The organism is Bradyrhizobium diversitatis (assembly GCF_016031635.1).
Classification (GTDB): Bacteria; Pseudomonadota; Alphaproteobacteria; order Rhizobiales; family Xanthobacteraceae; genus Bradyrhizobium; species Bradyrhizobium diversitatis.
Genome location: NZ_JACEGD010000007.1, coordinates 163,575 through 175,629 on the forward strand (window position 1 = coordinate 163,575; position 12,055 = coordinate 175,629).

9 protein-coding genes are annotated in these 12,055 nt (G+C 59.6%); 5 read left to right on the forward strand and 4 right to left on the reverse strand.

Annotated features, from left to right (window positions below; genetic code table 11):
- The first annotated feature begins 37 nt into the window (after nt 1-37).
- Complete coding sequence (locus tag H1B27_RS08870; protein ID WP_197965821.1) at nt 38-721, forward strand: hypothetical protein; 684 nt, start codon at nt 38-40, stop codon at nt 719-721.
- Nucleotides 722-838: 117 nt separating this feature from the next.
- Here the strand turns inward: H1B27_RS08870 and H1B27_RS41365 are convergent, their stop codons facing one another.
- Nucleotides 839-1,258 (reverse strand): DUF7694 domain-containing protein, encoded by a 420-nt coding sequence (locus H1B27_RS41365; protein ID WP_446479872.1) that lies wholly within the window; start codon nt 1,256-1,258, stop codon nt 839-841.
- A 3,235-nt stretch (nt 1,259-4,493) separates the two neighbouring features.
- Here H1B27_RS41365 and H1B27_RS08875 point away from each other — a divergent pair.
- The 4 genes from H1B27_RS08875 to H1B27_RS08890 all read left to right on the forward strand — a co-directional run bounded on the left by H1B27_RS08875 (nt 4,494) and on the right by H1B27_RS08890 (nt 7,165).
- The gene (locus H1B27_RS08875) at nt 4,494-5,021 is read left to right on the forward strand and encodes a transglutaminase-like cysteine peptidase (RefSeq protein ID WP_246515291.1); all 528 of its coding nucleotides are present in this window, start codon (nt 4,494-4,496) and stop codon (nt 5,019-5,021) included.
- A 633-nt stretch (nt 5,022-5,654) separates the two neighbouring features.
- Complete coding sequence (locus H1B27_RS08880; RefSeq protein ID WP_197965773.1) at nt 5,655-5,915, forward strand: hypothetical protein; 261 nt, start codon at nt 5,655-5,657, stop codon at nt 5,913-5,915.
- A 328-nt stretch (nt 5,916-6,243) separates the two neighbouring features.
- Nucleotides 6,244-6,567 (forward strand): hypothetical protein, encoded by a 324-nt coding sequence (locus H1B27_RS40000; RefSeq protein ID WP_246515293.1) that lies wholly within the window; start codon nt 6,244-6,246, stop codon nt 6,565-6,567.
- A 415-nt stretch (nt 6,568-6,982) separates the two neighbouring features.
- On the forward strand, nt 6,983-7,165 hold the full coding sequence (locus tag H1B27_RS08890) for a hypothetical protein (RefSeq protein ID WP_197965774.1): 183 nt from the start codon (nt 6,983-6,985) through the stop codon (nt 7,163-7,165).
- 3 nt (nt 7,166-7,168) lie between these two features.
- Here the strand turns inward: H1B27_RS08890 and H1B27_RS08895 are convergent, their stop codons facing one another.
- The 3 genes from H1B27_RS08895 to nifA form a co-directional block, all read right to left on the reverse strand.
- Nucleotides 7,169-7,417 carry a hypothetical protein gene (locus tag H1B27_RS08895; RefSeq protein ID WP_197965775.1) on the reverse strand — a complete coding sequence of 83 codons (249 nt, stop codon included), beginning with the start codon at nt 7,415-7,417 and terminating at the stop codon, nt 7,169-7,171.
- A gap of 118 nt (nt 7,418-7,535) precedes the next feature.
- On the reverse strand, nt 7,536-8,378 hold the full coding sequence (locus tag H1B27_RS08900; protein WP_197965776.1) for an electron transfer flavoprotein subunit beta/FixA family protein: 843 nt from the start codon (nt 8,376-8,378) through the stop codon (nt 7,536-7,538).
- A gap of 186 nt (nt 8,379-8,564) precedes the next feature.
- Entirely contained in the window at nt 8,565-10,331 is a 1,767-nt protein-coding gene (nifA, locus tag H1B27_RS08905; RefSeq protein ID WP_197965777.1) for a nif-specific transcriptional activator NifA, read from the reverse strand.
- Between the last annotated feature and the right edge of the window lie 1,724 nt (nt 10,332-12,055).

Here is a 12,055-nt window from a genome sequence, read left to right on the forward strand (position 1 = left end):
CTTGGGGAATATACGAACCCGTGTGATGCCGCTGGAGATGCCACCTACGCCGGTCTACATCATCTGCTCTCCCGGCCTGCAGGTCGGCAAGACTCTGATCGCGCGGCTCTTGAGCGAGTTCTTGCTGCTCAAGAACGGATCCGTGCTCTCCTTCGATATCAATTTGAGGGAGCCGTCGCTGGTCGATTACCTGCCCAAAATTACCGAGACGGCAGATGTGACCGACACCTGGGGCAAGATGCAGTTGATGGACCGGCTCATCCTCGACGACGGGATCGCGAAGGTGATTGATCTCGGTTTCCACGCATTCGACGAGTTCTTCAAAATGTGCATCGAGATTGAGTTCGTGAGGGAGGCGGTACGCAACCAGGTCGCACCAATCATCCTATTTGTCGGGAGCGCCGATCGCGTCTCCTCGCGAAGCTATGAGGTATTGCGGCACCAGATCCGGGCACCTGCGCTGATCACGGTCCATAATCAGTTCGTGCTGCGCGGCGAATTGCCCGAAGCAATGGACCGCGGTCCTGTGCTGCGCATCTTCGCACTGCCCCAATTTTTGAAAACCTATATCGATCGCCTGACGTTTTCCTTTACGGGGTATTTGCGCCACGAGAAGGATTCGACCACGGAGCTGCACCAATGGATTTGGCGAAACTACACCCTGTTCCGCGACATCGAGTTGAGCCTCATGCGGAGCGCTCGTCTCGGGGCAAGGCGATGAGTCGGTGACCCGCATGGTCTGCGATCTCACTCCACCTTGAAACACCCCCGAGACGTGGAGCGATGAGCTCCAGCGTCCGAGTGGATGGGGCCGGGTGCCAACCGCGTACACTGCCGATCACGATCGTGCTCTCATTCTTGCCAACAGCGACGCCGCATCGGACGGTCCGAGGCCGACGACGCCTATGAAGGATGCCGGTGGCCTTGGAATGCTCTCCCGAATGGGCTTCCAAAGGTGCAGGCAGTACCTGCTGTTGTTCACGTATTGCGAGTATGGCGGGTGCAGCTGCATCACGCATTCCTCTTCATCCCAAAACAGGTCCTTGACGAAGCACATCTCTTCCCAGTTCGGACAACGCCGCGGCGTCGAGACGGAGACGTGCTCCCATCCCGGGCGGACCAATGCTGCGATTTGCAGCTTACAGCCGCAAGGTCCTTGAACAAAAAAGAGACCACAAGGACCTGACCCTGGCGCGCTGGCGAACTGCCCATGCTGTACGCGGCCGGCCTCCAGCCTATCTATTATCTGCGCTCTCACGCGTCCTCCTTGGCCTTGCTAACTGCTTTGAAGTCGGCGCACACGAAATTGTCCGCCGGTGCTTCATCGGCTCTACCCGATGCGACCGCACATAAGTCAGCCTGAAACAATCCCAATACGTCATCTATGTGGCCGCAGCCGTTGAGTTTGCCAAGTCAGTCAAGCTAGCGCTTGCATTCGTCGCTGCATCATCCTCACTCGAATGATCAGTCTGTGGGAAAGTGGCGTTCGGCGACGCGTTCCGAAAGAGGCTGGACAGCTGCGGATTTGAATATCTCCGCCGGGACGCGTGGAGCAACAACCGACTCGTGGGCTGCGAACGCGTTAATCCAAATGTGGTGGACTCCAAACAGCGGGATTCCAGCAACCTCAATATTGGCTCAAACGAGCTTGGTTGACGCAAACGACGGGAAACGACAGCCCGCGCACCGCTGAGCATTCACGTCCGGTTCGTGACGAAGATGTCGGAAACCGGACCATAAGCGCGACACCATTTGCTGCGGCGACGCAAGATCCTGGGCTTTCTCGCGTCAACGAACGCCCACAGCACCGCTTCCTGCGGCACGCCGATTGCTGAGTGGAACATGCGGCAGCGGAAGCTTGCGCACAGCCCACCAACGCGGGATCACCCGATGACACGTGCTCGACCCCCGCCGATCAACACGCGGACGACTCGCGGCTTGGCAATTGTCCGAGATGCACTTGACGGTCGTCGCAATCACGATCGAACCGATACCTGCCTCGGGCGATCCGAGACCGGCCAAGGCTCGGCCTGGCTTAACGTCCCAATCGGCTGCCGATGAGGCTGGCCGCGCGCTGGGCATTCCGGTCATCAATTTGCGAGCAAGGGGCAGGTTCTCCCGATCATGTTGACATTCGATTTCGCACGGATCCGACGCTCGCCTCGATCCACCATGGCATAGATGAGTACTGATGATGCACTGGCGCGAACCAAGACGACCTCCGATCAACGCGCAGGAGGCCATGCGAGCAGCGCGTTGTGATCTTCCCCTGAGGTCGGTCACGCCACAAGCTTTGTCGCTTGCTGCCATCTTTCTGGCCGCGGTTCTCTGGGCGAGCATCTGCTGGCTCGCCGGAGCTCCTTGATGGGCGACTTCAACCGGCTGCAGGCGCGTGCTGCGCTCAATGCGCCGACAACGCGGCGCGCCGCGCTCGCCCGCGCCAAGGTCAGATACAAATGATTTGGGCCATCGCGTTTTCGGTGAGCTTGTGGGCTATGCTCATCGCCTACTGGGCTGACGCTCCGGAGGCGTTCATCGCTGCGTGTCTTGCCGCAGCGGTAAGCCTGTGCCGGCTCTTGGATTAGCCAAGTACCCGGAGAACGACGCAAATCCGCCGACGAGAGTTGCGCACGAATCTCCTTCGGAACCCCGATCGTCGATGGGCGCCTCACCGCGTCAGGTCGTTCGCATTGATCTTCGATCCGTGATCACAACTCCCATCTTGAGACACTCAGCCGCGCTCTTGGAAGTAAGATCGGGAGCTGCGGCGTTGCTCGGCTCGAGCTGCGCCATGGTCGCCGGAGTGATGTCGGCGGTTGATGGATGGATGAAAACGATCGCACTGCCTCAACAAAAAAAGCCCGACGCCCTCGGGGCAGGCTGGAGGTGCGTCGGGCCCAACCTGGCGAGGTTGGGGACATCGACGTGGCGCTGGGGGAGCCCATGTCCATGCCCACGATGATTGCTGCAAATGATGTGCCGCGGCGATTGGCCGAGAGATTTTCGCGAGGATCATTGAATGTGTTGCCGCGAGCTGTGGCCGGTACTGCTGCGTGAGGGGCCATCCACAATTTCTCGCGTATCCGACAATGTCCCAAATCCTACGAAGCCAACATGACGTGTGTCGTTGTTCAACACGGGCCAAGGATATCATATGCTGGTCGATACGGCTCATTGTGCGTCGCTCGGCTGCGCAGCACGAAAAGCCCGACGCGCCTTCCCGGGTCAAAAGGCGCGTCGGGCCGGCGAGGAATAGGCACTGGAGAGCCTATCCCTCAAGGGGCTTCCGCAAAACACGTGCCACCCTGAAGACTGCACGATAATCCGTCGTGCGTATGAATTGGCGGGACGACGCGCGTGCTCACTTCCACATACGCGATCCGACCCGACTGTCAAGTTCGATGCCGCTCCTGGGCGCTAGCACGCATGATCGGCGCATCGCTAGATCCCCTTAAAGGATTCAATCGAGCCGGTGAGATATGCTCGCCATTTCCGAGGTCGACGGCAACATGGGTTATGCGCGTGGGGTGTCAGCGGTGCGAGCGCATGGGCCCACGGTCACTTCAAATGCTGCGGGCCAGGGTCGAGAGAGATCTTCGCGGAACGCCGCCAGATTGACGCTGCTCATTGCTCCTCATCGACATCTCTTAATCTTTCGCGCTCGTCGGCCCACCGTTCCAGCCTCTAATATTCCTCGGCGATTTTAAGCAGCTTGGCTTTTGACTGTTGACATTCGAACGACTCCGCCTTGGCAAGCGTCGCTTGAGCTCGCTGCCGCCAGTGTCTTGGACCGACCGATGGGCCTTTGCGTTTCATGGAAATGGATATGCAACCGCTAGACCAGGTGAAGCGGCGTCCGACATCCGTGGTGATACGTAGGAACTTCTCGGGCGTAGGTCACAATCCTGCAATATGGGAAGCGGCGCCATTTTCGGTCAGCGCGGACGTTATTGATGTCACGAAGATCGTTGGCGGAAATGCCTGAGAGGCAAAACTAGCGCATGTCCCGGTTGTCTGAACGGACTCTCCGCGCTGACACGTGAAGAGTCGTCCGCGGTTGGGCTGCCGTGCAGACTGCCATTGGTGATGACTTCTGCGCAGCGAATTGTCCGCCGAACGGCGTGAGCCCGAACACACTCGCACGACTTCAAGGGGGCTTGAATCGTACGTGGCGTCAGATTGTACGGTTTTCGGACCAGGGGGCGGACCTTTCGCCGTCCTCGATCTCTTCCCGCGCAGTCACAAGGGTCGCACATGTTTTGCAGTTTTGGGGTCACCGCGCACGCGCTGCGGACGGCGGCGTTCCGTCGGTCCCTGGGTCGCTCACCTCCACGGCAGTCGATCTGTCCCTTCGTGCTCGTGACCTCGGGTCTGATCGGGCGTCCGTCAGCTACAGCATGCGCAGGACGTTAATGCTGGCTGCAGGCGCAGTCGCCACAATCGCCTCTCAAACGATGACGACCGCTCGATCGGCCGATGGAAAATTGTCGGGTATGCCGACGATCGCGGTGTCGGCGTCTCCGCACCTCAAACTCGACGGTCCGGCGCTCGCTCCCATGGCATACACAATGTTTTGCCTGCGCTATCAGGATGACTGCCGCGTCCGCCTCCTGTTTCGCGGCGGTCCGATCCGCCTGACCGAGGCACGGTGGGCAGATCTGAAAGAAGCCAACCAGAGCGTGAACAGGGCCATTATCCCGGAAGCCAGTGAACCCGGTCCGCCGGTGGAAGCCTGGCTCATCGATCCGGAGCGCGGCGACTGCAACGACTACGCTGTCAGCAAGCGCCACAAGCTTCTACAGCGGGGATGGCCGTCGCGAACCCTACTGCTCGGCGAGGTCGTGACCGCTTCGGGCCAACATCATCTGGTTCTGGTGGTAAGGACTAAGAGCGGCGACCTTGTGCTGGACAATTTAACTCCGCAGATCCGATCGTGGTCGCGCGCTCCCTATCACTGGGTTCGACTTCAGTCGCCAGACAATCCGCGATATTGGCGTACTGTCGCACAGCGCGGCGAGTAGGCGACTTACCAATTGTAGTACGGAGCAGATCGGAAATGTTCCCGGCTTGCAGCGCCACCGGCGCACTGCAGACGACCGACCCCTTGGGTCACTTCGTTCAGCGCGCCACTCGCCGATCTTCGACCGGCGCCGTAACTGATCTGTGGTCCAGCGCTCCAATCGGGGCCGTCAGCTATGACGATATCGCCTGAAATCAGCCAGCATCGTGCCGCTGGCGGGATCGCTATCTCTCCAGGCCCGATCTTGTTCATCCATTCTCCCTATTCCTTGGATACTTGCCTGACGTGGTCGGGCGCCTTGGATCTGCGGAGCTTCGTAAGGAGGGCCGGCGGACATCACGCCTCTTTTGGCCGCTCCAGGAAATATGGATCATCACAATGAATAAACATCAGGGCCGATCGGACGCTCGCATGGGCCGCTGTTTGCAGTGCCGTCAGTATTGTCCTCCCCAAAACTGATGGAACGGATTTGCTATCCCTGTGCCCGCGCATTGTATCCCCGAAGGATCTCGAGGAGATCGGCTTCTCAGCCCCGACGGGCTGCTGTGAGCAGCAAACGAGACGCGTGGTTTGGAGCGAAACGCAGTTCTTTGAGCGGATCAATTGCGCTGAACCGTACCAGGAGAGTTCACCGATGCGCTGCCCGAAATGTGAGGCCGACAAATGGTACGAAGTTGCAACTCACGATCCCTGGAACGGTCGGCCAGTGCTCGCCTGCAGGATCTGCGGCGAATATGCCGAGCCCGAGGCGCTCAAACGTGAAGACGCGCACGATGTCATTGCCCGCGTGTTGGCGGCTGACTTGATCGGTGAGGGCCAGCCTGACGCGCGGGCCATTGCGAGCAAGATTCTCCAAGCAATAGAGGATGCAGGTCTGACAATCAGGCGCCCCTGACGTGATTCCGTCGACATACCTGATTCCGTTCTCGCGGAATCAGACACGTTTGGTGTCTCGTTCCAGGTTCTAAACGGTTCGGACACTGATGTCCGATTTCAAGCACACTGGCGTGCGGGACGGGCTGATGTCTGTCAAGAATCGGTGACGCGTTGCAAACCTGAGGCCCGCCCGGTCGGAACTTGACGGCGCGTGTAGAAATGCCCGCAGACGTGGTCTCGACCGCAGCCATGACTATGGAGCCGCTTGTCCCCTCAATGCCGGTGAGCGAGGAGCGCATTTGGTTGTTTTCAGATTGAAATAAGCTCCACCTGCCCATCGAAAGGGCTTGAACCTTACGCTGCGTAAGATTGTAGGCTTGCGGGTGCGGCGAAAGCTGGTTTGGCCTGCCACCGCCGAGATCATTGAGCCGCCAGAGCATCTGGCTATTCGCTTGACGTCTGCGGCTGTTGCTAAGGAAGAACCGATGATACCGGGGCGAATGACGACCACGCTCAACTCAATCGACCGCATGTTTCTGAAGATTCGGGAACTGATCGACACAGACGACTCGATCCCGCTTGAGCTTCGTGCGTCACTGCACACGACACTGGACAGACATCTTCGCCTGGCAAAAGAAGGATTTTTCAAGACCCCTGTGAGAAGCCAATAAGCGGCTTGTGTCGCCCGGCTCCTGCTCGGTTTGCCGCGGAGCCCGCGTCTCGGTGAAGTGGTCCGAATTCACAAGCATTTCCGCGGTAGCAAACATGGACCTTGTGGCAGCTTCTTTAGCGAGCGTCACCGCACGCCGATAAACTTGTGCGTCTGGATGCTGACGCGCCAGTTGCGTGCAGTTGCCTCTCGGATGCACAGCTCCGTCGCTTCCCGGTCCTGGCTCAACGGTTGTAGCCATATCACTGGCTTGAGCGCGTGATCGATAGGGAAGCTCAGCAGGTTTTGGATGTCGGCAGGCTTGCCCCGGGTGTTTGATCTCATGGGCGCGCCGCAAAGCCTCACCCAGAACAGATCGCCGACCCGGCATGCCGATCTTCGGGCTGACCGTCACCCATGTGGAGGGATTCGCCTGAATGGCTTCGGTGCCCGATGTCTCCAATTGCACCGAGAAGCCGGAGCCGACGAGCAACGTGGTCAATGGCCGCAGGTCGGAACGTCTTGGCCGCAAATGTGCGAAACATCTTCAGATCGACCTGGTGGGGGCCGATGACGCCATGTCGTTGACGCTCCGGCTCGGTGCAGCGCATTGGCTGTGAGCTTCAGGTTGTCAGATGTTTCAGCATCGAGTTGCAGGCTTGCTCGGCATCGGCGAACGTTGTGAAGGGCGAGCCAGCGATCTTGATTGCGCTACGACTTCGATGAAGCGGGCGCCATGACGCTACATAGCCGGGACGTCCGTGAAAGCCGTGGCCTGCGCGGCTCGCATAAGCGATCACGAAGGAGAAGCCATTTCCGCTTGCACTCCACACGTCCAAATGCTCAACGGCGCAGTGGAATCGCAGGATCATCGCCAGTCTTAGCCTGCAACTTTCGGCTTAACGCTCTTTCCACCCACCTACTCTGCCCGGCGCAAGCTCGTCGACGGCCGCTGCTCGTCATTGCTGATCGCCCGAACCTCTCCCCGAATCATAAGCCTCGGGCCAGAGCGGCAAGCTCGGTTTCAAGCTTGGGCTTCTGCTTGAAAATGGCGTCGATCAACGCTTGCGCCGGCTGCTCGGCAGCATCCACGATGGCTGCCTTCTCAGCGCGCGCTGAGGGCGCGAAAACGCGTTTTACAACGGTCGGAGAACCTTTGAGACCGCATTTGGAGATATCCTCGACGCCCGCCTCCTGGGCGTTCCATTTTACAATCGGCGCTCGGGCTGCGCGCAAAGCATCTGCCATTGCGCCACGGCGAATCTGGTTGGTCGCCTCCATCATGGTGATGAGCGACGGCAGGCTTGCGCGCAGCACCTGGGTGCCGCCCTCGGAGCGCCGCTCCGCTTCGATTGTGCGGGCGGTGAGATCGATGGTCATGATCTTGGCGACATAGGTTAGCTGTTGCACAGCAAGCCGCCTTGCGATACCTGGCCCGACCTGCGCGGTGTCACCATCGATCGTCTGCTTGCCCGTGAATATGAGGTCAGGCTGGCCATAATCCTTGCCGATCTTGCGGATGGCGGTCGCGAGTGCGTAGGTGGTTGCCAGGGTATCCGCACCCGCGAAGCAACGGTCGGTCAGCAGCACCGCGCGATCGGCGCCAAAAGTCAGGGCTTTCCGTAGAGTGTCCTCGGCCGAGGGTGGGCCCATTGTAAGGACGGTGATCTCACCACCAAACTTGTCGCGCAGATCGAGCGCAGCTTCGAGCGCGAACAGGTCGTAAGGATTGATGATGGTTGGCACGCCCTGGCGCATGATCGTGTTGGTCACAGGGTGCACGCGGATCTGTGCGGAATCAGGGACCTGCTTGATGCAGACGACGTTGTGCATGTGCCCCTCCAGGAACTTTCGAAATCCGGAGAGAGCACAGCAAATGTCGTACCATTTGGCCGTTCAAGGCATGAGTCGATGAAAACAGGGAGTTCTGGGGGCCTGACGTGCTCCAACACGTGCAGGTGCATTTCGGACATTCGTCGTCATCGCGACAGCGCTGTGTGCGCAGCGACACCACACCGCTCAGAAGCGCTTGATCTCGATGCCGTATTTCCTCAGCGCGTAGCCGATCTGGCGGGGAGTAACACCAAGCAGGCGCGCCGCCTTTGCCTGAACCCAACCCGATCGCTCCATGGCCGCGATGACGCGCTCGGGATCGGTCATCTGTCCGGTACTTACGAGTGCCGCGCCGGCTGGCCCCAGCCCAGCCTGCTCGTCCCGGACAGGCGGGACAACGCCCGCAACTGACCGACCAGCTTCAACCCCGGCGCTGTTCGCCTTTGGGGTCCCTGCGCCGGCCGGCCGCGCATGCAGCGGCACGTCTTCCGATCCGCCCTTCCACAGCATCGCCGAAAGGCACTGGCCATGGCAGCAGGCAAAGTCCTCTCTGCAGATTGAGGGGCCTGGGGCGAGGGTTGCTGTCCGCTGCACGCAATTTTCGAGTTCGCGGACGTTACCCGGAAACCCGCAATTCATCAGGATGTCCGTCGCACTTTGATCGAACGTCAACGTGCGGCCGTTTTCACTGTTGAACTTCCTGAGAAACTCCGCGGCCAGCAGCGGAATGTCACTGCGCCTTTCGCGCAATGGCGGCAGCAGCAAGGGAACGACGCTGACACGGTAATAGAGGTCAGCGCGGAACCCGTTATTTGCTACTGCCTCCTCCAGGTTTCTGTTCGTGGCGGCAATTACGCGGACGTCGACTTTAATGGTCTGATTGCTGCCGACACGCTCGAATTCCTGCTCCTGCAAGACGCGCAGCAGCTTTGCCTGAAACGAGGGCGAGATCTCGCCGATCTCGTCCAGAAACAGCGTTCCCTTGTCGGCCAGCTCAAAGCGCCCCTTGCGTGAATTGAAGGCGCCGGTAAAGGCACCTTTCTCATGGCCGAACAATTCGGACTCCAGAACCGTCTCGGGAAGTGCCGCACAGTTGAGCTTGATGAACGGCCGCTTGGAGCGCGCCGAGAGGGCGTGAATAGCCTTGGCCACCAGCTCCTTCCCGGTACCGGATTCGCCGCGCAGCAGGACCGTGCTATTCGATTTGGCAACCACCGCGATTTTGTCGAGCAGCGCGCGCAGCGCCGGACTATCGCCAATAATGCCTTCCACATTGACCTTCTTGCGCTCGCGCGCGGGTTGCTGGATTTCGGCCAATTGTTTTTGTAATCGATCCTTTTCCGCCATCAATCGCTCGCGGTCAGTCGCGAAGAGCCGATGCAGCTTCACCGTCTGCCCAACCAGATTAGCGATCATGGTGAGAAGTCTCACGTCGTACTCGAGCCGTACGCTTGAGCTGTCGTCCAGAACACGGTCGATGGTCAGCGCGCCAACGGCTTTCGCGTCGATCCGAATGGGAACGCCGATGAACGAGACCCGTGCGTTGTCGGTGGCACCGAGCACCTCGAGGTCGGCCGTAGTGAACGCCGAGTGGGCTGCGATGTCCTCGGCCACGAGCGGCATGTCCGTCGCCATGATCTGATCGATTGCTCTCGGTGGCAGGCGCATCCGGTACCGCTCGTCGCTGCCTTCGGTCCAGCCGACGCCGACCGTAATGTCTGGCTGGCCATCGTTGTCGAAAAGCGAGACGATGCCGTGCCGCATCTGAACAAACGAATGCAGAATATCAACGACGTTGGCCAACGTGACTTCGAGCCGGCAGGGGGCGGTGAGTATCTTCGAGATTTCGAAGATCCCGACGACCGCGCTTTCGTGCAGTGTCACAATGGGAACAGTTTGGTTCGTCTCCGACACTGAGTCAGGCCTTTGGTGTGCGGAAGCGATGTTCAACATGACGACGTCTCCGTTATTCTCAGCATCCTCCCTACATCGTGTCTGGATTTTGCGAGTTTGATGCTGCGTCTGATGCTCGTGCGCAATTCATGGACGCCGCCAAGAGATAACGCTCTTTCATGGCACCACTATAAACGCATCGTGGTCTTAACGTTTTTGTTACGAGGTTGTCCTGCGTTCGCAGTGCACTGCACGAGTTCCAACAATCTTGCGTAGATCGTCTACATTTTTCCGACGCCATCTGTAACCGACCGCGAGCCGTCGGCAACCGTTGAGTAGCAACTTGATGCACGCGTCATCTTTTTCCCGATCAGAACGGGATTTTTTCCCGGCCACACATTGGAATACGGCGCTCGCGGTCTCTTCTGGTGCAGCCCACGCGAAGAGCGCCGATGTTTTGCAGGCACGCTCATTCCCTATATGCGACAAAACACCTGCTCGCGCATGAAATCGCATTGCCGGAAACCTGACGCGATGTGTTGATGCGTGCGATTTCGCGCGTGCGACTCTGGAACTTCGCTCTGTAAAGAGGCTGACCACTGCTTGCAAGGCAGGTGAGCGCGCAAGCGCCGGCGATCACAATATCGATGTCGGCATTGCTCTTAGCCAACGAACAGGAAGACGCGGTTCACATCGGCTCCCCGATTCCAATTGGAATCGGTCGGGCCAAATCTCGACTGAATTCGTCAACGACGAGCTTGGTGACGTCCGGCGCCGGCGCAGGAATGCCGCCAGTGTCGATCGAGACATGCAATGGCGCTCGCAAGCCAGTCATCGACGCCGATCGCGGCGACTCTTTGCCGCCGATAGCTGCCGCGATTGGCCTCGATCCTGACGGTGATCGCAGGGTCGCACCTGTATCGCTCAAGTCGAAGCGGCGGATGTGTGCAGAGGGCCACCAGCGAGCTGGCTCTCCGGGACGGCACTCCCGCGAGGAGCTCGGGATTGCGTGAGGGCGCGGCCGGGACCAGCGTCTTGTGTGTCCTCGCTCGGGATATTGCCTTCGAAACGCGTGAGGCCGACGGGCGCCAGCGGTCGGCCCCGGCCGACTGAATAACCCACGTTCTTCGGCAAGATCGGGACACAAGCACACACCTTCTAACGCCACCCCGTGGGCGCGTTGCAGGATCTGGGCTACAGCGATCAACACCGCAACAATTCGCAGCCAAAGGTCGTCTCGCGAACGGGCGGGGACTCAGGAGATCGGCTGTGTTTGCTTTCTGACAAAGGGCCAGGATTCCAACAGTCGATTGCCCGAGAGCCGTCCGAGGCGCTCGCCCTCACGCCCGAGCCCGTGCCTTGATGCCGCCCGAACGGCCGTTGATTTGCCGCACACGCTCTCATGCGCCCCCGGCGCCAGTCACAACGAGCATTCAGCCACAAGCTTGCACGAATTTTGGGACGAACACCTCGACAGCACTTGATTCGCACGTAGCGTCAAATTGTAGGTTCGGCAAACAGGTCGCCACGGCCTCTAGAAAAACCGGCGTAGGCCAGTGCCTCGCCCGGGAGCATCGCATGACGCCGCCACGCATGTACCGATCTTTAAGCCAAGGCTTGCGGCTCGAGCACGCTGGGCCAGTGCTCGCAACATCGCGCACCAGAAACCAGGTCGTTCTTGGGAGGCGCAGCACTTCAAGCGCCGACATTTGGCTCGTGCACCGCCAACGCCCCAGGCGCCGCCACGCCAGGTGTGCAAAACGGACTTCTCGTTAGACCGTCTC